Source organism: Sphingomonas abaci, assembly GCF_014199625.1.
GTDB classification, from domain to species: domain Bacteria; phylum Pseudomonadota; class Alphaproteobacteria; order Sphingomonadales; family Sphingomonadaceae; genus Sphingomonas; species Sphingomonas abaci.
In genome coordinates this window covers 453002-477674 of record NZ_JACHNY010000002.1, presented here as the reverse complement: position 1 = coordinate 477674, position 24673 = coordinate 453002, and the positions used below count along the sequence as shown (strand labels likewise).

The 24673-nt window shown below is 68.2% G+C and carries 22 protein-coding genes, 1 tRNA gene and 1 pseudogene; 13 read left to right on the top strand and 11 right to left on the bottom strand.

Annotated elements, in window-relative coordinates; genetic code table 11:
• The gene (locus tag GGQ96_RS07275) at positions 1 to 1836 is read left to right on the top strand and encodes a HAMP domain-containing methyl-accepting chemotaxis protein (protein ID WP_184113041.1); all 1836 of its coding nucleotides are present in this window, start codon (positions 1 to 3) and stop codon (positions 1834 to 1836) included.
• 41 nt (positions 1837 to 1877) lie between these two features.
• A complete protein-coding gene (locus tag GGQ96_RS07270) occupies positions 1878 to 2933 on the top strand; it encodes a DUF2332 domain-containing protein (RefSeq protein ID WP_184113039.1) in 1056 nt (351 codons plus the stop codon).
• A gap of 242 nt (positions 2934 to 3175) precedes the next feature.
• Here the strand turns inward: GGQ96_RS07270 and GGQ96_RS07265 are convergent, their stop codons facing one another.
• The 8 genes from GGQ96_RS07265 to GGQ96_RS07230 all read right to left on the bottom strand — a co-directional run bounded on the left by GGQ96_RS07265 (position 3176) and on the right by GGQ96_RS07230 (position 12753).
• A complete protein-coding gene (locus GGQ96_RS07265; RefSeq protein ID WP_184113037.1) occupies positions 3176 to 5125 on the bottom strand; it encodes a glycoside hydrolase family 127 protein in 1950 nt (649 codons plus the stop codon).
• Positions 5126 to 5211: 86 nt separating this feature from the next.
• On the bottom strand, positions 5212 to 5838 hold the full coding sequence (locus GGQ96_RS07260; protein ID WP_184113035.1) for a glutathione S-transferase family protein: 627 nt from the start codon (positions 5836 to 5838) through the stop codon (positions 5212 to 5214).
• Positions 5839 to 5905: 67 nt separating this feature from the next.
• Complete coding sequence (locus GGQ96_RS07255; protein ID WP_184113034.1) at positions 5906 to 6760, bottom strand: class I SAM-dependent methyltransferase; 855 nt, start codon at positions 6758 to 6760, stop codon at positions 5906 to 5908.
• 65 nt (positions 6761 to 6825) lie between these two features.
• Complete coding sequence (gene recA / locus GGQ96_RS07250) at positions 6826 to 7899, bottom strand: recombinase RecA (protein ID WP_184113031.1); 1074 nt, start codon at positions 7897 to 7899, stop codon at positions 6826 to 6828.
• 103 nt (positions 7900 to 8002) lie between these two features.
• Positions 8003 to 8698 (bottom strand): enoyl-CoA hydratase/isomerase family protein, encoded by a 696-nt coding sequence (locus tag GGQ96_RS07245; protein WP_184113029.1) that lies wholly within the window; start codon positions 8696 to 8698, stop codon positions 8003 to 8005.
• Positions 8695 to 9525: a 4-(cytidine 5'-diphospho)-2-C-methyl-D-erythritol kinase gene (locus tag GGQ96_RS07240; protein ID WP_184113243.1), complete on the bottom strand. Its 831-nt coding sequence runs from the start codon at positions 9523 to 9525 to the stop codon at positions 8695 to 8697. Before GGQ96_RS07240 ends, GGQ96_RS07245 begins: the two co-directional genes overlap by 4 nt.
• Positions 9519 to 11111 carry a tetratricopeptide repeat protein gene (locus GGQ96_RS21755; RefSeq protein WP_184113023.1) on the bottom strand — a complete coding sequence of 531 codons (1593 nt, stop codon included), beginning with the start codon at positions 11109 to 11111 and terminating at the stop codon, positions 9519 to 9521. Before GGQ96_RS21755 ends, GGQ96_RS07240 begins: the two co-directional genes overlap by 7 nt.
• Positions 11086 to 12753: an electron transfer flavoprotein-ubiquinone oxidoreductase gene (locus GGQ96_RS07230; protein ID WP_184113022.1), complete on the bottom strand. Its 1668-nt coding sequence runs from the start codon at positions 12751 to 12753 to the stop codon at positions 11086 to 11088. The genes GGQ96_RS21755 and GGQ96_RS07230 overlap by 26 nt, the downstream gene beginning before the upstream one ends.
• 160 nt (positions 12754 to 12913) lie before the next feature.
• Between GGQ96_RS07230 and GGQ96_RS07225 the strand changes: the two genes are divergently transcribed.
• From GGQ96_RS07225 to GGQ96_RS07175, 11 genes are all read left to right on the top strand, one after another.
• A complete protein-coding gene (locus tag GGQ96_RS07225) occupies positions 12914 to 13639 on the top strand; it encodes a uracil-DNA glycosylase family protein (RefSeq protein ID WP_184113021.1) in 726 nt (241 codons plus the stop codon).
• Entirely contained in the window at positions 13636 to 15591 is a 1956-nt protein-coding gene (locus GGQ96_RS07220; protein ID WP_246360236.1) for a lytic transglycosylase domain-containing protein, read from the top strand. Before GGQ96_RS07225 ends, GGQ96_RS07220 begins: the two co-directional genes overlap by 4 nt.
• A complete protein-coding gene (gene moaB / locus GGQ96_RS07215; protein WP_184113019.1) occupies positions 15591 to 16118 on the top strand; it encodes a molybdenum cofactor biosynthesis protein B in 528 nt (175 codons plus the stop codon). Before GGQ96_RS07220 ends, moaB begins: the two co-directional genes overlap by 1 nt.
• Before the next feature lie 18 nt (positions 16119 to 16136).
• Positions 16137 to 16691, top strand: coding sequence for a (2Fe-2S)-binding protein (locus GGQ96_RS07210; RefSeq protein WP_184113018.1), 555 nt, complete (start codon positions 16137 to 16139; stop codon positions 16689 to 16691).
• A 91-nt stretch (positions 16692 to 16782) separates the two neighbouring features.
• Positions 16783 to 17775, top strand: coding sequence for an RcnB family protein (locus GGQ96_RS07205; RefSeq protein ID WP_184113016.1), 993 nt, complete (start codon positions 16783 to 16785; stop codon positions 17773 to 17775).
• 88 nt (positions 17776 to 17863) lie between these two features.
• On the top strand, positions 17864 to 18556 hold the full coding sequence (locus GGQ96_RS07200; protein ID WP_184113014.1) for a prolyl hydroxylase family protein: 693 nt from the start codon (positions 17864 to 17866) through the stop codon (positions 18554 to 18556).
• A gap of 91 nt (positions 18557 to 18647) precedes the next feature.
• The gene (gene recJ / locus GGQ96_RS07195; protein WP_184113241.1) at positions 18648 to 20414 is read left to right on the top strand and encodes a single-stranded-DNA-specific exonuclease RecJ; all 1767 of its coding nucleotides are present in this window, start codon (positions 18648 to 18650) and stop codon (positions 20412 to 20414) included.
• Between the two features lie 42 nt (positions 20415 to 20456).
• Positions 20457 to 20531: transfer RNA gene (locus GGQ96_RS07190), tRNA-Glu, on the top strand.
• A gap of 79 nt (positions 20532 to 20610) precedes the next feature.
• Complete coding sequence (locus GGQ96_RS07185; RefSeq protein ID WP_184113012.1) at positions 20611 to 21144, top strand: DUF6538 domain-containing protein; 534 nt, start codon at positions 20611 to 20613, stop codon at positions 21142 to 21144.
• Positions 21145 to 21186: 42 nt separating this feature from the next.
• On the top strand, positions 21187 to 22431 hold the full coding sequence (locus GGQ96_RS07180) for a site-specific integrase (protein ID WP_184113010.1): 1245 nt from the start codon (positions 21187 to 21189) through the stop codon (positions 22429 to 22431).
• On the top strand, positions 22428 to 22709 hold the full coding sequence (locus GGQ96_RS07175) for a hypothetical protein (RefSeq protein ID WP_184113008.1): 282 nt from the start codon (positions 22428 to 22430) through the stop codon (positions 22707 to 22709). The genes GGQ96_RS07180 and GGQ96_RS07175 overlap by 4 nt, the downstream gene beginning before the upstream one ends.
• A gap of 145 nt (positions 22710 to 22854) precedes the next feature.
• On the opposite strand, the gene GGQ96_RS07170 is transcribed toward GGQ96_RS07175, so the two are convergent.
• The 3 genes and pseudogenes from GGQ96_RS07170 to GGQ96_RS07160 form a co-directional block, all read right to left on the bottom strand.
• On the bottom strand, positions 22855 to 23151 hold the full coding sequence (locus GGQ96_RS07170) for a hypothetical protein (protein ID WP_184113006.1): 297 nt from the start codon (positions 23149 to 23151) through the stop codon (positions 22855 to 22857).
• Position 23152: 1 nt separating this feature from the next.
• Positions 23153 to 23698, bottom strand: a complete 546-nt coding sequence (locus GGQ96_RS07165) for a hypothetical protein (protein ID WP_184113004.1) — start codon at positions 23696 to 23698, stop codon at positions 23153 to 23155.
• A 418-nt stretch (positions 23699 to 24116) separates the two neighbouring features.
• Positions 24117 to 24494: pseudogene (locus GGQ96_RS07160) on the bottom strand (transposase); the annotation flags it as partial.
• Between the last annotated feature and the right edge of the window lie 179 nt (positions 24495 to 24673).

Genomic DNA, 24673 nt, shown 5'->3' with positions numbered 1-24673 from the left:
ATGTTCCGTGCGATGACCATCCCCCGCAAACTGGCGGTCGCCTTCCTCGTGATCTGCGCATCGGCGGCGGTGATCATGACGGTATTCTACGGGAGCTTTGACGCGATCCGTCGAGCGACCGACAGCAGCGACGCCAGCCAGACCGTGCTGAGCAAGCTGCAGACCTTGGAGACCTCGATCCTGCGCCAGAACAGCCAGTTCCGCGGGTTTCTGGTCACGGCGGATCCAACCTACCTGAAATCCTATGGCGAGGGGCGCACGGATTACGATCAGACCTATGCCGAGTTGCGGCCGCTGGTTTCCGACCCGGAAATGCGCCGCAACCTCGACACGTCGCAGCGTGAGACGCTCGCCTGGCGTCGCAACTGGGGCGACCGGCTGATCGCGCTGGTGCAGGGCGGTGGCCAGCAACAGGCGCAGCAGATGGTCCGCGATGCCGGCCAGTCGGTGTTGACCAGCAAGGCGGTGCTGCCGCTGCGCGCGATACGGGATTATGAGGCCAAACTGCTGGATAAAGAAGCAGAGCATCAGCGCGCCACCATCCATATGGCGATGATGACGCTGGTGATCGGCGGTATCGCCCTGATCGCCGTCGCCATCCTGCTGGCGGTCCTGCTCAGCCGCACGATCGCACGCCCGATCACGCGCCTGACCGGCTCCATGGCCGATCTGGCGATCGGGCGTCACGATATCGCGCTCCGAGGCACCGACCGGTCCGACGAACTGGGCGACATGGCCCGTGCCGTCCTGGTGTTTCGCGACGCCGCCGTGGCCAAGCGCGCCGCCGAGACCGAACAGGCGCGCCACGACGCCGAGCAGAAGCAAGTGGTCGACCTGCTCAGCGCGCACCTCTCCCGATTGTCCGGCGGCGATCTGACCAGCGCGATCACCGCCGACATGCCGGCCCGCTATGCCAAGCTGAAGGTCGACTTCAACGAGACGCTGTCGCAGCTCCGCGCGCTTATCGGCGCGGTCTCGGACGGGGCGCTGGCGATCGAGGGCAGCTCCAACGAGATCGCCCAGGCATCCGAGGATTTGGCGCGTCGCACCGAAAGCGCTGCCGCCAGTCTGGAACAGACGTCGGGCGCGGTCGGGCAGGTCGAGGCGCGCCTGAAGCAGACGACCGAAGCGGCCCACCGGTCGGCCGCCGGGTCGGGTGCGGCCTTGCTGGCCGTGCGCGATGGGCGCGGCTGCGCGACCCAGGCGGTGCAGGCGATGGAGCGCGTCTCGGCCAGCGCCAAGGGTATCGACCAGGTAATCGAGGGACTCGACAAGATCGCCTTCCAGACCCGGGTGCTGGCGATGAACGCCGCTGTCGAGGCGGGGCGCGCGGGCGATGCCGGACGCGGGTTCGCGGTCGTCGCGGACCTCGTTTCGGCTCTGGCGATGCGGGCGGAGGACGAAGCGAAGAACGCCCGTGACCAGCTAACCACCACCCAGGCCGATATCGGCACCGCGGTGGACGCCGTTGGCAGTGTCGATCGCGCGCTTGGCGCGATCAGCGACGCCAACGAGCAGGCAAGCACCCTTGCCGAACATATCGCCGCCGACAACGAGGCCCAGTCCGCGGCGATCGGCCAGATCGCCTCCGCCATCGCCGCGATGGACCGGACCATCCAACAGAACGCCGCAATGGTCGAACAGACTTCGGCCACCGCGCGCCAGCTCAAAGGGGAAATCGGCGAACTGTCCCTCAAGGCGTCGCGTTTCGACACGGGCCGCCCGGTCGCGGCGCGGACTAGGCCGGCAGCGATGCGCCGTCCGGCGGCGGATCCGGTCGCTTCTGCCCGTCCGTCCGCCGTACCGGCTGACGCCGACGCCTGGCTCAGCTTCTGACGCGGCAAAAAGGCGGCATCCCTTCCGCTGCGCGCCCTGCGATGACGACTCCAAATACCCAATTGACCGGACTGACCGCAGCACGGGCCTTTCTGGAGGATCAAGCGCGGGTCGCCGAGGGGTTCGGCTCTCCGTTCGTCGCCGCCTTGCTGCTGGCCGGAGCGCGACATCTCGACGTTGCCCCGCACACCGCCGCCATGATGGCTGATTGGCCCGGCGACCGGGCGAGCGCGGCGGTTGCGATGCGATTCCACAGCGCGCTTCACGGACTGGCGCGGCAGGGGCGCATCGCACCCCTCGCCGCCCTGTTCCGGGGCGAGGCGGTCGACGTCGACCACGCCCTGTCCAGCGCCCTGGTGGCGGCCGACCGGATCATTGCCGAACGGCTCAAGCATCCGACCCAGACGAACGAAGTCGGCCGCTCCGCCGCCTTCGCCGCGGCCTTGTTGCAGCTCGCCGAACGATATGCGATGCCGGTCGAACTGCTCGAAATCGGTGCGAGCGCGGGGCTCAACCTGAACCTGGGCCGCTACCGCCATGACCTGGGCGGACGGATCGTGGGCGATCCGGACTCCGAGTTGACGATCACGCCGCTGTGGCACGGCCGGCTGCCGCCGGCGGCGGGACTGGAGGTCCGCACCGCCCGGGGGGTCGACCTGTCCCCGATCCGGGTCGCGGATGATGCCGCGTGCGACCGGCTGCTCGACCATCTCTTCGTCGACCAAGCCGAACGGGGGGAGCGGCTGGCGCGCGCGCTTGCCATCGCCCGCCGTCACCCGCCGCGGCTGGACCAGGGCCATGCCGGCCTGTGGCTGCCGCAGCGGCTGGAGCGGCAGCAGGCCGCCGGCTGCGCTCGGGTCGTGTTGCATTCGATGGTCTTGCAATATCTGGCCGCAAAGGAGCGCCAGACGATCACCGACGCGATCGGGGCCGCTGGCGCGCGGGCCGATATTCGACGCCCCCTGGCGGTGATCGGACTGGAATGGACGCCCGCGCGCGACGCGGTCCACCTGACCCTGACCCACTGGCCAGAGGGGCGGACCCGGCATCTGGCGGATTGCGATCCCTATGGAGCCTGGATCGACTGGCGGGGTTGATCATGGACCACGCCCGCGCTCAATCGCGTATGCTCCAGAGTGGGCGGTTGGTGTCGAATAGCCGCGCGGGGGCGCGCCACCCACCCGCACGATGAGCAGCATGGTATTGGCGCCGATCACCGGCAGCACCCGCGCCATGCTATCCTGCGCCACCAGGGCGACGATGCAGGATCCTACGCCGCGCCTCGCCAACGCATGCCGAAGAACCGGCCGATCGCCCGAAACTATGCTCCGTCACGGCTTCACGCCGTATCGAGCGGCCAATAGGTCGCATAGCGTTCGTGGGCGATGCGGAAGTAGGGGATCATCCGGACCGGGCTGCCATCGGCGGCGACGGTCTCGAATTCGAGCTCGCGCGGGGTCGGGCGGATCGCCCGGGCGACCGCGTCCGGGTCGCCCGCCAATGTCGGCGGGGTGAAGGGCGAGGCGTTATACTCGCCATATTTCCGCTCGTTGACGATGATGTCCGAACCGGGCGCCAGCCCCGCCCGCCCCAGCGCGCCGGCCAGGACCAGCGGCCCATAGGTGAAGGCGACGATCCCTGGGGCCGCGGGCGCGCGCTGCACCTCGACGGCCATCGCCAGGCGCAACTCGACCCGATCGCCATCGCGCCAGGTGCGCGCCAGCGCGAGATAGCGGCCGGGCCGGGTCGATCGAAGGACCTCGGTCCCATTGACCAGCACCACCGCGCTGCGGCTCCAGCCGGGATGACGCAGGTTCAGCGTCGCATCCGTCGGTCGCGCCAGGGTCCAGCGAAACTGTGTCCGGCTGTCATCGGGAAAGCGCGTGGTCTGGGTCAGCGTCGCGTCCTTGGTTGCCCAACGGACCGACGACGGCACGAACAGGTTCACATACAGCGACCGGTCATCGTGGAAGTAGATGGAGTCGCGATATTTGACATGGTTCTCCATGCCCGTGCCGGTGCAGCACCAGAAGGAATCCTCCGGCGTGTGGTACAGCTTCATATAGCCGGGACGCGCGCCTTGGAAATAGGTCGCCATGCCACTGTCCGGATCCTGCGAGGCGAGGATGCCGTTATAGAGCGTCCGTTCGTAATAGTCTGCGTATTCCGCGCGGGGATCGTGCAGGAACAAGGCGCGGGTGAGCCGCAGCATATTGTGCTGGCAGCAGGTCTCCGACCCCTTGGCGGAGAAGACATGGTCGGCGAAGGTCGCGGCGGCGAAGAAATGCTCATTGTCGCCATGGCCGCCGGTGGCGAAGGACCGGGTCGTCGCCACCGTCGTCCAGAAGAACTGCGCGGCGGTGCGATACGCCTCTTGTCCCGTCTCCTCCCAGAGGCGCTGGAAGCCGATGATCTTGGGCAATTGGGTGTTGGCATGCTGCCCGTCGAGCAGGTCGCGCTGCCGGGCCAGGGGTGCTAGCACCGCCTTTTGCGCAAAGCGGCCGGCGAGGTCACGATAAGCTACCTTGCCGGTCATGTCGTGAAGATCAGCGAAGATTTCGCTCATGCCGCCATGTTCGGTCTCCAACATCGTCTCGAACTGCGCGTCGCTCAGCGGCGCAGTCGCCGCCACCGCCCAGTCGGCGAAGCGCAAGAGCACCGTCCGCGCAGTGGAATCGTCCGCCAGCAGCGCCGCGTCGCGCAGGCCGGCATAGACTTTGTGCAGCGTGTACCACGGCACGCCCGTGATCGGTTCGCCCCGCAGATGCGCCGCGACCAGCGCCGGTCCCGTGGGAAAGGCGCAGACCAGGCCGGATCGCGATGCTGTTTGGCATTCAGCCAGTTCGGCGGCGATATGGGCGACCCGGGCGCGGTAACGCGCATCTCCGGTCGATCGCCAGGCGAGGGCGCAGGCGGAGAGATAGTGGCCGAGCGTATGGCCTTGGCAATGAATGTCGGCCCAGATCGGCTCCGACTCCCAACCGCCGTAGACCGGCGCGCGCGGCTTCAATCCGGCATTGACCCGGAAGTTATGGAGCATCCGGTCCGGATCGAGCGACAGGAGATAGGCCTCGGTCTTCTTCTGCGCATGCAGGAACGGACTGTCGGCCAATGTTACGGCCGACAGGTCGAAGGGATGCACGACCGGTGTCCGGCGCTGGCCGGCTGGCATGGTCCGGGCCTTGGTGTCGGCGGCGGCCATGACCGGCGTCCCGGCCAGGAGCATGCCGCCGCCCGCGCCCGCCAGGAACGTCCGTCGGCTATGCCTCAGCCCAGTTCCATTCTGCATCAGGACCTCTCCACCGATCTTTTGTCAGACCATTGTTATCATGGCTGTCCGGGGCTTGGAAAGGTGGCAGCGCGGATCGCCGCCGGTCAGGCATAGGCGTAAGGACCGCCCCGCGCCAGCGCGGCCTGGTAGGCCGGGCGCGCATGGATCCTGGCCAGCCATGCGGTGATCGCCGGATAACGCGTATCCAGCCCCGCCCGGTGCCGTGCCGCCTCCAGCGGAAAGCTCATCATGATGTCGGCGGCGGTCATCCGCTCGCCCGCGAACCAGGGGCGCGTCGCCAGTTCCTGCTCGATATAGGCGAGATGTCGATCAATCATCGGCTGGACCCGCGCGCTCGCCCGCTTGCCGAGCAGCGGGATGCGGCCGAGCACCAGTTTCAGGAGCAGCGGTGGCATCAGCGATCCCTCGGCATAATGCAGCCAGAAACGGTAACGCAGCACCTCCGCCCGGTGCGCCCCAGGGCCGAGCACACCGTCCGCAAGTTCCACCAGATACTCGACGATGGCACCGGTTTCCGCGACGATCGCCTCACCATCCTCGATCACCGGCGACTTGCCGAGCGGGTGCACCCGGCGCAGTTCGGGCGGGGCGAGCATCGTTTCGGGATTACGCTCGTACCGCTTGACCTCATAGGGCAGGCCGAGTTCCTCCAGCATCCACAGGATGCGCTGCGAGCGCGAATTTTCCAGATGATGAACGATGATCGTCATGCCTGATCCCCTCTCATGAGCGAGCCTAACGCATCGGGCAGGCGAAGCGACCCGGACCGGCGTTCGATCAACGGCCGCTTGCGTTCGCTCGCCAGATCCAGGCCGAGGCTGGCAGCAGGAGACGGTTGCCGACGCGATGGCCCGCCAAAGCCGCGGAAAGCCGAGCGAGCATCGTCTCCCGATCCGTGATCGTCGCCTCGGCCAACGGCCGGGCCGCCGCGCCGATCCGGGAGAGGAACGATATGGCGTCGGCTACCGGATCGCTCCCCTCCCCGGCGACATAGTCGAATGCGACCTGCCTGAACTCCGCATCATGCCAGCCCGCCGTCGTCAGCCAGGCCGCCACCTGCCGCGGATCGGAAAAGGCGAACGGACCCGGCGAATAGCCAGCCGGCGGTGGCACGGCGACATGGGTCATGTCGTCGGCGATGGTGGCGAAACGATTACGCGCGCGTGCGTCAAAGCAGGAGAAAACCAAGGTCGCAACATCGGTCGTGGCGGCGCGGATTGCGGCCAGCGCGGCGACCGGGTCGGGGAAGAACATCAGCCCGTGGCGGGAGACGATCAGGTCGACCGGTTCTTCGGCTTGGGCGAGGGCGACGGCATCTCCGGCGCAGAACCGCACTTGGGTGGCGGCGGGATCGAGCCGGTATCGTTCCGCCAGCCGTTCCCGAGCGACGGCGACCAGTTCCTCGGAGAGATCGATGCCGGTGATCGCCAGGCCGGGTCGGGCGGCGGCGAGCGCAAGACTGGTCCCGCCGGCGCCACAGCCGATATCGAGCGCCCGCCCGGTGTCCGGTGCCACGTGCGCGATGGCGGCATCCAGATGTACCGCCAGATCGGCGAGGCTGCGATCGGTCCGCTGCCATTCCGCCGCCCAGACATTGCCGACGCGACCGGTCCAATCCGCTGCGCTGGTCATCCCGCCTCTTCGCACCAGTCCCGCATAAGCAAACGGCCCGCCGTCGCCGGCGGGCCGTTGATGGTTCAGGCGTCGTCCTCGGCGTCCGGTCCGACCATCATTTCCTCGGCGACCTTTTCGGTGCGCTGGCGGATGGCCTTTTCCAGCCGGTCCGAAAGCTCGGGATTGTCGCGTAGATAATTCTTCGCATTCTCCCGACCCTGGCCGATGCGGATCGAGTCGTAGGAGAACCAGGAGCCCGACTTCTCGACCAGCCCGGCCTTGACGCCCAGGTCGAGAATCTCGCCGATCTTCGAAATGCCCTCGCCATACATGATGTCGAACTCGACCTGCTTGAACGGCGGCGCGACCTTGTTCTTCACCACCTTGACGCGGGTGGTGTTGCCGGTGACCTCCTCGCGGTCCTTGATCGCGCCGGTGCGACGGATGTCGAGGCGGACCGAGGCGTAGAATTTCAGCGCGTTACCACCCGTCGTCGTCTCCGGGTTGCCGTACATCACGCCAATCTTCATGCGGAGCTGGTTGATGAAGATCACCATGCAACGCGATCGGCTGATCGAGCCGGTCAGCTTGCGCAGCGACTGCGACATCAATCGCGCCTGCAGGCCGACATGGCTGTCACCCATCTCGCCCTCGATCTCGGCGCGCGGCACCAGCGCCGCCACCGAGTCGACCACCAGCACGTCGATCGCGTTGGAGCGGACCAGCGTATCGGTGATCTCCAGCGCCTGCTCGCCGGTGTCCGGCTGCGAGACGATCAATTCGTCGATATTGACGCCCAGCTTCTTGGCATAGACGGGGTCGAGCGCGTGCTCGGCGTCGACAAAGGCGGCCGTGCCGCCATTCTTCTGCGCCTCGGCGATGACGTGCAGCGCCAGCGTCGTCTTGCCCGACGATTCCGGGCCATAGACCTCGATCACGCGGCCGCGCGGCAATCCGCCCACGCCCAGCGCGATGTCGAGCCCGAGCGAACCGGTCGAGATGGCCTCGACCTGCATCGTCTCCTTCTGCCCGAGCTTCATCGCCGAGCCTTTACCGAAGGCGCGGTCGATCTGGGCCAGCGCGGCGTCGAGCGCCTTTTGTCGGTCGGTGTTTGCGGTTGCCATGCCGGTGTCGATCACTTTCAGGTTGGCGGCCATTACGGGCTCCCATCGCTAGAGCAAGCGCACCCGGAGGGCAACGCGTCACGATCCATGTACGCATTACGTTCCACCAGAACAAGAGCGGAACAGCGGTTTTTCGCTAGTCGGCGCGCGCGATTCGGTCGGCGGCGAAGCGGGCGAACCGCTCGGTCGTGAAGCTGTTGTCGAACGATGCCGCATGGTTGGCGTCGCTGGGATCGACGAGCGCGCGCTTCAGTCCCCGCAGCGCCGCCGCATCATTCGCCAGCGCCAGGTCCGGCGCTTCCGCCACCGTCTCGACCAGTCCGATACGGCGTGCCTCGCCCGAGTCGATGGTTTGCGCGGTGAACAACAGTCGCGCCGCCTGCCCGCGCCCGATCTGCGCCGCCAGTCGTGCGACATCTTCCGCAGGGTAGCCGATGCCGAGTCTGGCCGGAGGCACGGCGAAACAGGCATCGGGCCCGGCGATCCGCCAGTCGCAGGCGAGGATCAGCGCGACCGCCGCGCCGAAACAGCCCCCCTCCACCAGCGCCACCACCGGCATCGGCAACGCGGCGACCGCGTCGATGCCGGCACGCATCGCTTCGCGAAACGGCGCGCGTCGCTCGGGCTCCGCCGACAGTCGGGCCAGTTCGTCCAGGTCGGCGCCCGACGAGAAGACCCGGTCCGCCGATCGCACCACCACCAGCGACGCGTCCTCGACCAGGGGGCCGATCTGGGCGAGTTGTCGCCAGCCGCTCAGCAGGATGGCGTTACGCGCGCCACCCCGGTCCAGCGTGATCGTCGCCAGCGCAGCCCGGCGGGTGACGCGGATCATGCCAGCCGCGATGCCATGCGCCACCAGTCCGGCCGCGCCGCCGCCACCGCGCGGTCGGCGGCATCCCGGCCAGCCACGTCGTCGAACAGGGCGAAGCAGGTCGCGCCCGACCCCGACATCCGCGTCAAACGCACGCCCGGCTGTTCGGCCAGGGTCGCCAGCACCGTATCGATCACCGGCGCGACTGCCCGCGCCGCCGGTTCCAGGTCGTTGCGCCCGGCCAGCGCAACCGCCATGGGATTGCCCAGCGCCAAGCCGCCCCGATCTACCCCGTCCCAGCCCGCAAAGACCGCGGCGGTCGACACCGCCACCAGCGGATTGACCAGCAGCAGCGGCAGGTCGGTCAGCCCGTCCAGTTCCTCCAGTTCGTCACCCCTGCCCGTGCCCCGGCTGGTCCGTCCCAGCACACAGGCTGGCACGTCCGCGCCGAGCGAGGCCGCGACCGGCATGACCCGCTTGACCGGCACGCCGCTCAACCGCGCCAGCGCCCGCAGCGTCGCCGCAGCGTCCGCCGAGCCGCCGCCGATACCCGATGCGATCGGCAGCGCCTTGGTCAGGGTGATGGCGACCGGCGGCACGGGCGCGACCGCGGCGCGAAAGCGATCGCGCGCGCGTGTCACCAGATTGTCGCCCTCGCGCGCCAGGCCGGCGGAAAAGCGACCCCCGATCGCGAAACCATCGCGCCCGGCCGGGGCCACCGTGATCCGGTCGCCATCCTGTGCGAACGCGAACAGCGTCTCCAGCGCGTGATAGCCATCGGCGCGGCGATGGCGGACATGCAGCGCCAGGTTGATCTTGGCCGGCGCCTCCTCGACGATCGTCACAATCCCTCCGCCCGCTTGCGCGCCAGTCGCGCCATGTCCCGCGGCTCGGCGGTGACGGTCGCCGCCGCCCAGGCGTAGCGCGCCTCGTACCGGCGGCCCGCGGCCCAGTAGAGGTCGCCCAGATGCTCGGCGATCTCGGCATTGTCGGGCTCGGCCGCCGCCGCGCCCTCGATCAGCGGCAGCGCCCGCGCCGTGTCGCCCAAGCGGTGATAGGCCCAGCCGAGCGAATCGGCGATCGAGGCGTCGTCCCCGGCCAGCCGGTGCGCCCGCTCCAACAGCGCGATCGCTTCGACCGGATCGCCGCCATGCTCGATCTCGCCATAGCCCAGATAGTTGAGGATCTGCGGGTCGTCGGGCGACAGGGACAGGGCGCGAGTCAGCGCCTTTCGTGCGCCCTTCCAGTCGCCCGCCGCATCCAGCCCCGCGGCGTAATTAAGCCATGCGGTTGCGTTGCCGGCGAAGCGCCGGTCCCGCATCATCCGCTTGTACCAGGGCAAAGCCGCCTTGGCCTGGTCCGCCTGGACCAGCAGCCCGGCATAGCGGGCCCGGTCGACGCCGTCGGCATCCTCCGCCTCCGCCCGCCGCCGGGCGAGCGCCAGCGCCTCGGCATCGCGGTCGGTGCGGGCGAGGAGCGGGAACCGCTCCGCCAGCGCCGCCTCGCCATAGGGGCCGTCGAGCGGGACCGCGTCGAGCAAGGCCAGCGCCCGGTCCGGATCGTCGCTGCGCGCGACCTGCATCGCCAAGGCCAGGCGCGCGGGCACATAGGTCGGGTCGCAGTCCAGCGCGGCGCGCGCCATGGCAAGACCGATGACGCTGCCCCGCTCGCCGTCCAGCTCGCGCGCCAGACGCACCAACAGGCGCGAGGTGGCGAAGGCCAGCGTCGGCCGCGCCGCGCTGGCCCTGGTTTGCGCCAGCAGGGCTGAATCATCGAGCAGCGCCGCCGCCCGCTCGGGATGGTCGGCGACCAGCAGCTCCGCGATGGCGCGGATCACCGGCGAACGGCCGGTCGGCCCCTGCACCGCCTCCGCCGCCGCGATCCCGGCATCGACCCTGCCGCGCGCGACCAGCAGCAAGGCGCGATTCTCCGCCGCGAAACGCGCCGCCAGGGACTTTTTCGGCACCGTGTCGAGCAGCGCGATGCCGTCCTGCCCACGCGCCTCGGCCAGCCAGCCTTGGAGCGCCGGCGCGATCACGCGGAGGATGCCGCTGTCCAGCCCGGCAAGCGCCTTGGCGAAGGCGGCCGGATCGTTCGCGCGAGCAGCATCGGCGAGCGGGAACAACGCCGCGTCGGGCGGCGCGGCCTTGCCAAGGATCGCGATCGCGCGTCGAACCAGCGCCGCATTGCCGCCGGCCACCGCCTCGCGATAGGCATGGGCGGCGACGGCGCGATCGCCCGGCGCCTCGCCCAGCAGGCGCGCATAGCCGGCCAGCGCGGCGTCGCCCTGTCCTTCGGCGTCCGCCGCCCGCGCCGCTAGGTAGGTGGCGAGCGGTCGCCGGTCGGTGACCGCCGCCATGGCCGGGCCGGACCAGAGCGCCAGCGCCGAGGCCGCCAGACCAAGCGATTTACATATTGGGATAATTCGGACCACCGCCGCCTTCCGGAACCACCCAGTTGATGTTCTGGGTCGGGTCCTTGATATCGCACGTCTTGCAGTGGACGCAATTCTGCGCGTTGATGACGAACTTCGGATCGCCCGTGTCCCGCCCGACGATCTCGTAGACGCCCGCGGGGCAGTAGCGCTGCGCCGGCTCGTCATACAGGGGCAGGTCGTAGGTAACCGGCACATCGGGGTCGCGCAGCGTCAGATGGACCGGCTGGTCCTCCTCGTGATTGGTGTTCGACAGGAACACCGACGACAGTCGGTCGAAGGTCAGAACGCCGTCCGGCTTGGGATAGATCGGCGGCTTGACCTGGTCCTGACGCCACAGGCTCTCATGATCGGGATGATGCTTCATCGTGAACGGCATCTTCAGGCCGAAATGTTCGGCCCACATGGTCACGCCCGACAGGCCCGAGCCCAGGAAGTCGCCAAACTTCTTGACCAGCGGCACGACGTTGCGGACGACCGACAGCTCCTTTTTCAGCCAGCTCGCCTCGAACGCCTCCGGATAGGCGGTCAGCTCGTCCGCCTCGCGCCCGGCCTGGATCGCGGCGAAGGCGGCTTCGGCGGCCATCATCGCCGATTTCTGCGCGCCATGCGTGCCCTTGATCCGAGGCACGTTGAGGAAGCCCGCCGAACAGCCGATCAAGGCGCCGCCGGGGAAGACGAGCTTCGGGATCGCCTGCAACCCGCCGTCGTTGATCGCCCGCGCGCCATAGGACACGCGCTTGCCGCCCTTCAGCAGTTCGGCGACCGCCGGATGCGTCTTCCACTTCTGCATTTCCTGGAAGGGCGATTGGTGCGGGTTGGTGTAGCTCAGCCAGGTGACGAAGCCGATCGAGACCTGCCCATTGGCCTGGTGATAGATCCAGCCGCCGCCGTTCGCGCCACCGCCCGGCACCTCGGTCAGCGGCCATCCTTGCGTATGGACGACCTTGCCCGGCTCGTGCTTGTCCGGCGCGATGTCCCACAATTCTTTGATTCCCAGGCCATAGACCTGGGGCTGGCTGTCGCGCGCCAGGTCGAAGGTGCGGATGATCTCCTTGGTCAGGTGACCGCGAACGCCTTCGGCGAAGAAGGTATATTTGGCGTGCAGCTCTAGCCCCGGCTGATAGTCGGGCTTGTGCGTGCCGTCGCGGGCCACGCCCATGTCCCCGGTAGCCACGCCCTTCACCCGGCCCTGATCGTCGAACAGGATTTCGGCGGCGGCGAAGCCCGGGAAGATCTCGACGCCCAACGCCTCGGCGCGGCCGGCCAGCCAGCGGCATAGATTGCCGAGCGAGCAGGTATAGGTCCCCTCGTTGTGGAGAAAGGGCGGCGTCCACAGATGCGGCAGGTTGAACTTCTTCTTCGCCGTCAGCACCCAATGATGGTTCTGCGTCACCGGCGTCTCGGCCAGCGGGCAGTCGGTGTCGCGCCAATCAGGGATCAGCTCGTCCATCGCACGCGGGTCGATCACCGCGCCGGACAGGATGTGCGCGCCCACTTCCGAGCCTTTTTCCAGCACGCACACCGACAGCTCGCTGCCGGCCGCATCGGCGAGCTGCTTCAGCCGGATCGCGGCGGACAGGCCGGCGGGCCCCGCACCGACGATCACGACGTCATAGGGCATCGACTCGCGTTCGCTCATTCCATCCACTCCCGATCCGGTCCGCCAGCGACGGTTGCCGTAACGTTCCGCCTGTCCGCGCCGGCCGCATCGCCGACAGACGTACAGTGGCAACGTCCTGTCCTGTCTGCCGATCCGATAGATTGACGAAAACGTCAACTGTCGCGCAAGGGAATGCGCGATGGGGGCGTATCAGAATTTCGACGCGGCGCTGGTCGCCAGCGCACTGGACTGGTGGTCCGACGCGGGCGTCGACCTGCTGGTCGAGGATATCGCGCGCGACTGGTTCGCCGCCCCGCCCCTACCCGCGTCATCGCTCCGCCCCGCCGCCGACGCGGCATTGCCCGTCCCCGTCCTTCCCGCGACGCTCGAGGCATTCGCCGAGTGGCGGATGGGGCCGGACGCGCCCGATGCGGGCTGGAACGGCGCGGCGGTCGCGGCCAGCGGCCCGGCCGAGGCGGCACTGATGGTGCTGCTCGACTGTCCCGACCGTGACGATGGCGATGCGGGCGCACTGCTCGCCGGCATCCAGGGCCGCCTTTTCGAGCGGATGCTCGCCGCGATCGGTCTGACCCGCGATGCGGTGCATGTCGCCGCCGTCTGCGCGCGCCGACCGACCGCGGGCCGGATGCCGCGCGAGGTGGAGGCACTACTGGGCGAGGTCGCACGCCATCATGTCCAATTGGTTGCACCCAAAAGGCTGCTGCTACTGGGCAACGCGACGAGCCGTGCGATCCTGGGGATGGAGCGCGGTGCGGCGCGCGGACGTCAACACCGCTTTCAGCATAAAGACGGTATGACCCAGGTCGTCGCCAGCCTTCATCCCCGGCTGCTGATCGAGCGGCCCGCCATGAAGGCGGAGAGCTGGCGCGACTTGAGATTGTTGATGGGAGACGCGGGGGAATGAGGCTCAAACTGACGATCGCGACGCTGCTCGCCGGCTGTTCGCTCGCCTGCCCGGCCGTCGCCGCGCCCGCACCCGCTCCGGCCACGGGCACCCGGCTCGATCATATCCCAGACCAGCTCGATGCCGCGCAGCGTAGCGCCTACCGGCTGGTCTTCGCCGCGATCCGGGAGGGACGCTGGACCGACGCGCAGATCGCGCTCGATTCGATGGCGCCGGGGCCACTTCACGCCATCGCGCGCGCCGAAATGTACACTGCCAAGGGGTCGCCGCGCGTCGAACTGACGCCGCTGGTGGCACTGCTCAACGATGCACCCGAATTGCCCCAGGCCGAGCAGCTCCGCAGGCTGGCGCAGGCGCGCGGCGCGTCCGACCTGCCCCCCCTGCCCCCCCAGCAGCGCCTGATCTGGCAGGACGGCGCCCCCCGCCGCGTCCGCACCAAGCCGACGGCGAGCGATCAGGTCGCCGCCGACTTGCTCGCGCGAATGCAGCCCTTCATCAAGACCGACGACGGGGCCAGCGCCGAGGCGCTGCTGGTCGCGACCTCCGGCCTGTCGAGCGAAGCGCAGACCGAATGGCAGGCGCGGGTCGCCTGGATGTACTTCCTGCAGGGCAATGACGAGAAGGCGCGCGAGCTGGGAGCCCTGGCCGCCAATGGGTATGGCGACTGGGCTGTGCAGGGCCGCTGGATGGGCGCGCTCGCCGCGTGGCGGCAGAATGACTGCCACGCCGCCGAAACGGGATTCGAGGCCGTCGCCGCCCGCGCCAACGACGTCGACTTGCGCGCCGCCGGCCTCTATTGGGCGGCGCGCGCCGACATCGTCTGCGCCCGACCCGACAAGGTGCAGGCGCGCCTGACCAGCGCGGCGCAGTTCCGCGAGAGCTTCTACGGCCAGCTCGCCCGCCAGGCGCTCGGCCTGCGCGACAAGGCCAAGCCGGGGCACGGTCTGGTCGCGACCGAATGGTCCGCGCTGGAGCGCCGTCCCAATATCCGGGTCGCCGCGGCGCTTGTCGAGGTCGGCGAAACCGAACTTGCCGACGACGTGATCCGACAGCAGGCGCGAATCGGCAATCCGGCCGAATTCGCCAGCCTGGTACGTCTGGCCGAGACGCTCGATCTGCCCGCCACCACGTTGTGGCTGGCGCATAACTGCCCCCAGGGCGTCACCACCCTGCCCGAGGCCCGCTATCCGACGCCCAACTGGACGCCCGACAGCGGCTGGCGCGTCGACAAGTCGCTAGTCTACGCCCATGCGCTGGAGGAAAGCCGCTTTCGCTCCAAGGTGACCAGCCCGGCCGGCGCCTATGGCCTCATGCAGATCATGCCGGCCGCCGCCGTCGACTTCGCGCGCGAACGTGGGCTGCCGATCGACAAAACCGCGCTGTCGCGTCCATCCACCAACATGGATATCGGCCAGCGCCATCTGGAGCGGTTGCGCGACATGATGGGGATCACCGGCGGCCTGCTGCCCAAGGTGATCGCGGCCTATAATGCCGGGCCGAAGCCGGTCGGCGAGTGGAACAGCCTGGTTCACGACAATGGCGATCCGCTCCTCTACATCGAAAGCATCCCCTATTGGGAGACGCGAGGATACGTCACCACCGTCCTGCGCAACTATTGGATGTACGAGGCGCAGAACGGCAAGACCAAGTCCGCCAGCCGCAACGCGCTGGCGCAGGGCATGTGGCCGCGCTTCCCGGGCCTGTCGGGAGCGACGGCGGTGCGGATGCCGTCCCGCAACATCGGCTATGCCGCCGTCGGGCGCCCGGTGCGGACTGCTCCAGCCGGCCCGGCGCCGGTCGTGATGGCCGCCACCGCGCCCGCCAGCACCACCGCTCCCTCAGCCGTGCCCAGCGACACCGACGCGCTGCGCGCCGCTGCCGCCGCGATGGCGATGCAGCGGCCCAAGGCCGGCATCTCCTTCTCCGCCGGCAATCCGGACGGCGTGCGCTGATGCCGATCGACCTGAGTCGTCCCTTCCTGCCGGTCCGCATCGCTGTCCTGACCGTTTCCGACACGCGCGGCCTGGCCGAGGATCGCTCGGGCGACGCGCTGGTCGAGCGGCTGACCGGCGCCGGTCACCGGCTGGCGCACCGCGCGATCGAGCGGGATGATGAAGACGCGATCGTCGCCCGGCTGACCCAGTGGATCGACGATCCCGCCGTCGATGTGATCCTGACCACCGGCGGCACCGGCGTGACCGGCCGCGACGTGACGCCCGAGGCGGTTGCACGCGTCGCCGACAAGATGATCCCCGGCTTTGGCGAGCTGTTCCGCCATCTTTCCTATGCCAAGATCGGCACCTCGACGGTCCAGTCGCGCGCCTGCGCCTGTGTCGCGCGCGGCACCTATGTCTTCGCGCTGCCTGGCTCGACCGGCGCGGTGCGCGACGGCTGGGACGGCATCCTGCGCGAACAGCTCGACAGCCGCCATCGCCCGTGCAATTTCGTCGAACTGATGCCGCGCCTGCTGGAACGCTGAGGCCCGGCGCGTGCCTGCATGACCCGCTTCACCGTCAACGACCAGCCGGTCGAATACCGGCTCGATCCGCAGACGCCGCTGCTTTGGGCGCTGCGCGACGCGTCCAACCTGACCGGGACGAAATATGGCTGCGGCACTGGCCGGTGCGGGGCCTGCACCGTCGACATCGATGGCCGCGCGGCGCGAAGCTGCCAGGTCAGCATCGCCCAGGTCGAGGGCGCGGTCGTCACCACCATCGAGGGGCTGTCGCACGAGCGTGAGCACCCCGTGCAGCGCGCCTTTCTAGCCGTACAGGTCGGGCAGTGCGGCTTTTGCATCCCCGGTTTCGTCATGGCGGCGGCGGCGTTGCTGCGGCGCGATCCCAACGCCGGAGAGGAAATGATCCGTGCCACGCTCACCAATCTGTGCCGCTGCGGCATCTATCCCCGCATCGTCGAGGCGGTGCGTCGCGCCGGCCGCCTTCAGCGCGGCGAGGATGTGATCCCCGCCGGCGCGCGTCCCGGCATCGATCCGGCGGAGGCGGCCGGATCGGTTCCCGCCTTGGTCGCGCCGGCGAAGCTGTCGGATCGCTGACGACGCGATTCAGCTTCCGTTCGTCCCGCCTCAGGCACAACCTGTCCATCATCGGGGTCGGCTGGTGCGCCGACGGACAAGGAACGGACGAATGAGGACGCTGATCGGATCGCTGCTGGCGGCGGTCGCCTTATTTCCCGCCTCGGCGCTGGCGCAGCAGGTCGAGCGGCGCGACGATGGCCCAGCCGGCGAACGTGGCCCGCCCCCCCGACCGATGCCCGACGCCGAGCGTTTCGGCCCACGCCCCGACCGCCCGCCCGAGGGATGGCGGCGGCCGGAACGGGCTAGTCAGCCGCGGGCCGACGCCGTGCAGTCGGGGCCCCGCCCCGATCGCGCCGGCGTGGACCGCGATGCCGACCGGCGTGCCGATGGCTGGCGCCGGGGTCCGGATCGTGGCCTGGATCGCGATGCCGACCGCGGACCGCCGGCCGAGGTGGGCCAGCGCCCGGAACCCAGCCCCGCGCCCGTTCCCGGATGGAACGATCGGTTCCCCGGGACGGGCCGAACTCAGGCCGATCGCGCCGCCGACCGCTCCGCCGACGCCTGGCGGCGCGACCAACAACGCCGCGCCGTCGAGCGCGATCGTCGCGATCCGGATTGGGGACGTGAGCAGTATCGGGATCGTGAGCAGTATCGGGACCGCGCGCGAGCCGAGTGGGACCGACGCCGCGCCTTCGAGCCCGGCTGGAACGGCGATCGGGGTGGCGGCTGGAGTGATGACCGGGGCAGCCAGGGTAGCTGGACCAGCGGCCGCAACGGCTATCGGCCGCGCGCCTGGGATCGGGGCTGGCGCGACGACCGGCGGTTCGACTTCGACGCGTTCCGGCGCGACAATCGCCAGGCCTTCCACCTGCCGCGCTATTACGGACCCTCGGGGTGGACGCACGGCTATCGGCGCTTCGGCCTCGGCCTGACCCTCGCGCCGCCGCTGTGGAGCCAGGGCTATTGGATCGCCGATCCTTGGGCCTATCGCCTCCCGGAAGCGTATGGCCCCTATCGCTGGGTGCGCTATTATGGCGACGCGCTGCTCGTCGACCTGCGCACCGGCCGGATCGTCGACGCGGTGTACGACCTGTTCTGGTGACCGCAGCCCGGCCCGCGTGCTTCGCCGCGCGGGCCGGGGCATCGTACGCCCCCTTGCCATCGTGGCCGGGTGGCGCGAAAAGCCGGGCATGGCGCTTTTCTCCAAACCCCGCCCGGCGACCCGGGCGCCCGCCACCTCTGCCGCCCGCGCGCTGGTCGGGCACAGTGTCGCAACACGGCTTGATGCCAATCCCCAGGTCGAGCGTCTGCCCGTCGACGATGCGCAGATCTACCGTGTGCCCGGTTTCCTCGACGCGGCCACCTGCGCCTCGCTGGTCACGATGATCGACAATCATCGCCGTCCCTCAACCCTGTTGTCCGACCGGAACGACCAGGGCTTCCGCACCTCGGAAAGCTGCGACATGGATCGCTGGTCGCCCGACGTCCGACCGACCGACGAGGCGATCGCGGCGCTGCTCGGCATCGACCCCGTACATGGCGAGACGATGCAGGGGCAGCGCTATGCGCCGGGACAGCATTTCCGCGCGCATCACGATTATTTCCACGACACCGAAAGCTATTGGCCACGGATGGTGGCCGAGGGTGGTCAGCGCACCTGGACCGCGATGATCTACCTCAACGATGTCGAGGAAGGCGGCGCGACCTGGTTCCCCACCGCGGGCGTCCGTGTCGCGCCCCGGCGCGGCCTGCTGCTCGCCTGGAACAACATGAAGCTCGACGGCGCCCCCAACGACGCGACGATCCACGAGGGGATGCCGGTCGTCGCGGGCACCAAGTACATCGTCACCAAATGGTTTCGGGAGAATCCCTGGCTGCGCTGATCGCGGACGCGCCGCCTCTCCCCTTGCCGCCCGCGTCCGGGCCGCTACGGATGCCCATCATGTCTACCACCGGTCCTTCGCTCGCGTGACGTTGTCGCCCGGCACCGTTCTTGGCATCACGCAATCGGTCACCGGCCAGCCCTGGCGCTGGCGGGCCTTGTCCGCCGACGACCGCGACGGCGGACTGGGGGGTGAGGCGCTGCTCCGTCAGCTCCTGCTTTCGCGCGGCTGCCCGCCCGACGCGATCGAAGCACATGTCGCCCCGTCAATCCGCGGTTTCATGCCCGATCCCTCCATCTTCCGCGACATGGACCGCGCTGCTGCGCGGCTGGCGGAGGCGGTGATCGCGCGCGAGCCGATCGCGATCTTCGGCGACTATGACGTCGACGGCGCCACCTCGACCGCCCTGCTCATCCGCCTGCTTCGTGCCCTGGGCCATGACGCCCGCGCCTATATCCCAGACCGCCTGACCGAGGGCTATGGCCCCAGCGCCCCGGCCCTGCGCCGGCTGGCGGCGGAAGGCGCGTCGCTGATCGTTACCGTCGATTGCGGCGCCCAGGCGTTTGCGGCGCTGGACGATGCCCGATCGGCCGGGATCGAGATCGTCGTCGTGGATCACCATAAATGCGCGGCGGCGCTGCCCGTCGCGCACGCCCTGGTCAACCCCAACCGCCTCGACGAAGCAGCGGAGGCGGCGGCGCACGGGCACCTCGCGGCGGTCGGCATGTGCTTCCTGCTCGGCGCGGCGCTGGTCCGGGAACTGCGCGGTCGCGGCTATTTCGTCAGCCAGGCGGAACCCCGGCTGATCGACCTGCTCGATCTGGTCGCGCTCGGCACCGTTGCGGATGTCGCCCAGCTCCGCGGCCTCAACCGCGCTTTTGTCGCACAGGGGCTGAAGGTCTTGGCCCGGCGCGGTAATATCGGCCTGGCCGCGCTCATCGAGGCCTCGCGTCTGACCCGCGCGCCGACAGCGACCGATCTCGGCTTCGCACTCGGCCCGCGCATCAACGCCGGTGGCCGGGTCGGCAGGTCGGACCTGGGCGTACGCCTGCTCACCACTCAGGATCCCGACGAAGCCCGACGCCTCGCCGGCGAGCTCGAACGCTTCAACGAGGACCGTCGCGCGATCGAGGCCGCCGTCCAGGCCGAGGCCGATCTCCTGGTCGACGAGCGCGCCCATGTCGTCACCGTCTGGGGCCGGGGCTGGCATCCGGGTGTGATCGGCATCGTCGCCGGACGCCTTAAGGAGCGCCTCGGTCGCCCGGTCGTGGTGGTGGCGGTGGACGAACAGGGCATCGGCAAGGGATCGGGACGCTCGATCACCGGCGTCGACCTGGGCGCGGCGATCATGGCGGCGCGCGAACAGGGCCTGCTGGCCGCCGGGGGCGGCCATGCGATGGCCGCCGGCCTGACGATCGACGCCGCGCGCCTGCCCGAACTGGCCACTTTCCTGGACGAACGGCTCGCCGACGCGACCGCGCAGGCCCGCGAGGATCGCGCGTTGCTGGTCGACGCGGTGGTCGCGCCCGGCGGCGTGACGCCCAGCCTCGTCGAATCGCTCGATGCCGGTGGGCCCTACGGGGCGGGCTGGCCCTCGCCGCGCATCGTGGCGGGGCCGTTCCGCCTCCTCCGCGTCGATGTGGTCGGCAGCGGCCATATCCGCGCCATCGCCGCGGGCGAGGACGGCCGCAGTCTGAAGGCCATGGCCTTCCGCGCAGTCGACACGGCGCTGGGTCAGACCCTGCTCGCCCTCCCCAAGCACCGCCGCCTATGGCTCGCCGGCCGTGCCCGGCTGGACGATTGGGGAGCAAAACCCTCGGCCGAACTTCATCTCGATGATGCCGCATATGCCGATTGACGAACCGAAAACTCTCCTCTAACGACCCGCTCACGCCTTCACGGCCCCTTCGTCTAGCGGTTAGGACGCGGCCCTTTCACGGCTGAAACACGGGTTCGATTCCCGTAGGGGTCACCATCCTCGCATCGAGGCGCGGAAATCCAGGATTTACGCCAGCTTCACCGTCCGCAGGTATAGCGAACGGGTATAGAAGCGCATGGTGCAGATGATCACACCCTGGAAACATCCCCAGACCGGCATCTACTATCTCTACAAGGAACTGCCGCCGCATCTGCGGGGCGAGATGGGCCGGCGTCAGGTCCGCCGCTCGCTCAAGACGCGCGATCCGGCGGAGGCCAAGCGGCTCTTCGTCCTGGCCCATGCCGAGCTCGAACAGGAAATGGCCGCCGCCGAAGCGCGGATCGCCGCGCAGAAGATCGCCGACGAAATCTCGCCCGAGCGGGCCAAGATCATCGTCGACGACTTCATCCGCAACCGGCATTCGTCGGGTCGATGGTCACGCTGGCCCACGCTGGGCCTCGTCTGGTGGCTGGAAGACACCGCCCGCCGTGTCTTCAACACCGACTTTCCCCTCGCCGGGCTACCGATGGACGATAGTCCGGAAGCGCTGGCGGCGAAGCGTGGGCAGCCCGTGCCCGGCGACTGCTGGCTCGACGTCGTCCGTATGTACCCGCCGGCGGAATGGCTGCAGGCCAGCGGCATAGTTCTGGTCGACGTGTTCGAGGACTAGGACCCGCCGATCAAGCGCATCCCGGCCAACGACCTCCTCATCATGCAGGCGTGGAACGCCCGCGTCCTGGAAGACAATGAGCGCCTGCGCGCCGACATCGCTGCACCCCGCCGCATCGCCGTCAAGCCGCGGCTGCGACCGGACCTCCGCTTCCGCGAGCTGCTGCAGCTGTGGAACAAGGAGAACGCGCCGAGGCCGCAGTCCTATGTCGAGGTCGAGCGCGCCACCGAGGATCTGATCGACTATCTCGGCGACATCCCGGTCGAATCCTTCACTTCCGACATGCTGATGGACTATCGCGACGAGGCGAAGAATCTGTCCGCGACCATGCCGCGCGCGGACCGCGCCCTGCCCTTCAACGAGCGCCTGGCGCGCCACGCGCATAGCGGCACGCCGCGCGTCAGTCCGCCGACGCTGAAGAAGCGGGTCGGATCGATCCAGGCGCTGCTCAGCTTCGCGCATCAGCAGCGCTGGATTCCCCAAAACGTCGGTACCGGGGTCAAGATCACCGGCTTCAGCCGGGTGGCGCGGGGTCGCCGCAGCTTTATGCCGGGCGAACTGGCGCAGCTGTTCGCCTCCGATCTGTTCCTGCGGCCAAATCGCCTGCTCGACCGGCGCACCGACGTCAGCGACGTGACGCTCTACTGGCTGTTCCTGCTCGGGCTCACCTCGGGAGCGCGGCTCGAGGAAGTTGGACAGGCGCGCGTCCAGGACGTGAAGGCCGATGGCGGCATCCTCTACATCGACATCGACGACCTGATGGATGCCGAGGCCGATCCGAACCTGCCCGAGAAAAGCGTGAAGACCACGGGCTCGCGGCGGATCATCCCGATCCACGAGCATGTCCTGAAGCTCGGCTTCGAGCGGTATGTCAGCGCGCTGAAGGACGCCGGGAGCGAACTGCTGTTTCCGGACCTCCGCCCCAGCACCTTCGGCAAGCTGACCAAGGAAGCCAGCCGCCGGCTCAACCGCTACATAAACGCCATCGTCAGCACTGATCAGCGATTGGTCTTCCACTCGCTGCGCCACCGCTTCAAGGACGAGGGGCGCGGCGCCGATGTGCAGGAGCGCGTGCTCGATCAGTTGTGCGGCCATGTCCCCGCGACGGTTGGCGGTCGCTACGGTGAAGGCGCCGACCTTCAGGCGCTGAAACGCAGCCTTGATCGCCTCCGCTTCGACTCGGTCGACTGGACGCAATTGCGTTCGGCGGCCGAGGTCATCTCATGGCCGACTGTCGTCGCCGAGATCGTCGGCCGGGCCAAGACGAACAAGAGGAAGGGCAAATGAGCGACGAGCATCGCAATCGCCTGAGTGTCTATGTCGCCTTTGCCGAGCCTGGCGGCGAGGTTATCGAGGTCGCCAGCAGTTTGTTGGGGGCCGGCACGGCCGTGGCCCTCCATGCCGTGACCGAATGTGGCGTTACAACGCTGACCCTCGGGGACGGGCGTCCCTTCGAGATCGACCTCATCACCAACCCCATTCCGATCGATGACGGCATCTCGATTTACCGGGAAGGTAGCGACGAGCCGATCGCCCGGATCGAACGTCGTTTTCTCGCTCCGTGAATTTTGGCTTCGGCGGCCGTTGCGGATGCGCGCAACGGCCGCCGACGTCTGACCGTGAGCGGAGGAGATCCCGCCCCTCGGCGCCGCGACTGCTCAGGGGACCATTTATCTACTGCTGCCCATATACAGGCGTCGGTGCGTCCCCTTATTTTTTGCCGCGGCGGGCTTTCAGTACAGCAGCGAGGTCCCGCCGTGCGGCACGGCGTTCCTTCGCGACCTGATCATTCCACCAGTCGATCTGGCCCAGAATGGCGTTACAGTGGTAGGCGAGGATGCGGTAGCGGCCGAGAGCCTGCATTCCCGCCTCGTCATCCTCTCCGTCCAGGTCTGGAATGAGCGCATCAAACGCTCGCTCGAAACGGCCGATTTCCGCTTCCAGCGTCGCACTGTCCTCGACGATCATCTCTCGCTCGTCGGCGGTCGTGATACGGAGCTTCGGCATGTCAGGCCCCTCCACGATATGCGAGATTGGCACCGTGGCGCTCCAGCCAATCGGCGGCAGTACCGCGGTCGAGCCCAGACGGGACCGCGATGTCGAGCAGGCCGGCCGTGACCTGCACCAACGCCCTCTGCCGCGCGGTCATCGGACGCTGTCGCCATCTTCCCTGCTGGACAGCACCCGGCTGCGACTTCCAATCTGCCAGCGCGGCATGGTAGCGGCGCAAACGCCTGTCCCATGACAGTTGCCGACCGATATCTTCCAGCTCCCCGCGATGCTTGTCGACGATGGATTTGAGCAGGTCGCCAACCCTTCGCTCGGGCTGCTCGCTACCGCTGTCGTCTTGCAGCATCCGGATCAGGCGGCTGGCGGAAAGCCCCCTCACACCCATCAGCGCATCCGCGTCATAACCGCAGAAACCATAGGCGAGCAGGTCGGCTCCCAAGCTGTAGATGTGCCAGTTCCGATGCGGCTCATGGCCGGTCATTTCCCGGCCCGGCAAATCGCCATCGTGGACAACTCGAATATGTTCATCGTTGGACTTCGACATGGATCCTCCTCTTCAAGAGAGAAGGACATGATCGAAGGCTACGAGACGTGTCTTGGGATAGCCAAAAATATCGCACTGCCTCCCTACCACAGCCATTCTTTCCTGTCCGCAAAAACCCCAAGGACCACGTCCGAAGCCGGGTACAAAGGGCTGAAAGTGGGACAAAGCCGTCCTTCCTGACTGACTCGCTAAACGTCGTTTTCTGACGAATGCAGACGTTCGATGCTTTCTTCCGCCACCCCAACTGCTGTCATTAATATTGTGAGATGGCCCCCTAAATGACCTGACAGGGCCTCGCTCTTGGATAAGAGTGAGGCATATGCCCGCGAAGACGATGCTGCTGACCCGCTTCCAGCATCGCCGGGACCGTGACGCATTAGGATGGTATTTTGGGAATGGCGTCACGTTCGCCATAATCGCATAGACGGCTCACCTGGCTCTTCGAGATGCCACTCATCCCCATGGCCTTGACCAGATCGTCCACCGATCGCGTCGAGATGCCCCGGATATACGCCTTCTGCACAACGGTGGTCAGCGCCTTCTCGGTAATGAGCCCGGGTTCGAGGAAGACCGGAAAGAGCTGCCGGTCCGCAAGCGGGGGCGCGCGCAGCTGAATTGTGCCAGCGCGCGTCTGCCAGTCGCGTTCGCTGCTCTTCTCGCCAGAGCCGGCTCTGGTCAGCGTGCCGACCTCCAGGTCCATCAAACGCTGCGCGGCAAAGCCGATCACCTCGCGCAGAGAACCCGCATCCGCGCTCTTTCCCACCAGCGCCTGCAGGTTCATCATATCGTCGGTCATTGGGGTCTTCGTCGGTTGAGTGTCGCAACCCAAACCTATCCGAAGATCGCCGATGACCCCCTCAGCTACACCAATGTGCGGGGGCACAACCCTCGACAAATCACAAGTTATTGAATTGCCAAACTCAATGTTCGAGATGATTGCCAAATGAACTTAATTTAACAATAGGATCGCATTGC

Excerpts from the sequence above, each read along its gene's own strand:
- GGQ96_RS07275 (WP_184113041.1), top strand. The coding sequence starts at position 1 with ATGTTCCGTGCGATGACCATCCCCCGCAAACTGGCGGTCGCCTTCCTC.
- GGQ96_RS07270 (WP_184113039.1), top strand. The coding sequence starts at position 1,878 with ATGACGACTCCAAATACCCAATTGACCGGACTGACCGCAGCACGGGCC.
- GGQ96_RS07265 (WP_184113037.1), bottom strand. The coding sequence starts at position 5,125 with ATGCAGAATGGAACTGGGCTGAGGCATAGCCGACGGACGTTCCTGGCG.
- GGQ96_RS07260 (WP_184113035.1), bottom strand. The coding sequence starts at position 5,838 with ATGACGATCATCGTTCATCATCTGGAAAATTCGCGCTCGCAGCGCATC.
- GGQ96_RS07255 (WP_184113034.1), bottom strand. The coding sequence starts at position 6,760 with ATGACCAGCGCAGCGGATTGGACCGGTCGCGTCGGCAATGTCTGGGCG.
- recA (WP_184113031.1), bottom strand. The coding sequence starts at position 7,899 with ATGGCCGCCAACCTGAAAGTGATCGACACCGGCATGGCAACCGCAAAC.
- GGQ96_RS07245 (WP_184113029.1), bottom strand. The coding sequence starts at position 8,698 with ATGATCCGCGTCACCCGCCGGGCTGCGCTGGCGACGATCACGCTGGAC.
- GGQ96_RS07230 (WP_184113022.1), bottom strand. The coding sequence starts at position 12,753 with ATGAGCGAACGCGAGTCGATGCCCTATGACGTCGTGATCGTCGGTGCG.
- GGQ96_RS07225 (WP_184113021.1), top strand. The coding sequence starts at position 12,914 with ATGGGGGCGTATCAGAATTTCGACGCGGCGCTGGTCGCCAGCGCACTG.
- GGQ96_RS07220 (WP_246360236.1), top strand. The coding sequence starts at position 13,636 with ATGAGGCTCAAACTGACGATCGCGACGCTGCTCGCCGGCTGTTCGCTC.
- moaB (WP_184113019.1), top strand. The coding sequence starts at position 15,591 with ATGCCGATCGACCTGAGTCGTCCCTTCCTGCCGGTCCGCATCGCTGTC.
- GGQ96_RS07210 (WP_184113018.1), top strand. The coding sequence starts at position 16,137 with ATGACCCGCTTCACCGTCAACGACCAGCCGGTCGAATACCGGCTCGAT.
- GGQ96_RS07205 (WP_184113016.1), top strand. The coding sequence starts at position 16,783 with ATGAGGACGCTGATCGGATCGCTGCTGGCGGCGGTCGCCTTATTTCCC.
- GGQ96_RS07200 (WP_184113014.1), top strand. The coding sequence starts at position 17,864 with ATGGCGCTTTTCTCCAAACCCCGCCCGGCGACCCGGGCGCCCGCCACC.
- GGQ96_RS07185 (WP_184113012.1), top strand. The coding sequence starts at position 20,611 with ATGGTGCAGATGATCACACCCTGGAAACATCCCCAGACCGGCATCTAC.
- GGQ96_RS07180 (WP_184113010.1), top strand. The coding sequence starts at position 21,187 with ATGCAGGCGTGGAACGCCCGCGTCCTGGAAGACAATGAGCGCCTGCGC.
- GGQ96_RS07175 (WP_184113008.1), top strand. The coding sequence starts at position 22,428 with ATGAGCGACGAGCATCGCAATCGCCTGAGTGTCTATGTCGCCTTTGCC.
- GGQ96_RS07170 (WP_184113006.1), bottom strand. The coding sequence starts at position 23,151 with ATGCCGAAGCTCCGTATCACGACCGCCGACGAGCGAGAGATGATCGTC.
- GGQ96_RS07165 (WP_184113004.1), bottom strand. The coding sequence starts at position 23,698 with ATGTCGAAGTCCAACGATGAACATATTCGAGTTGTCCACGATGGCGAT.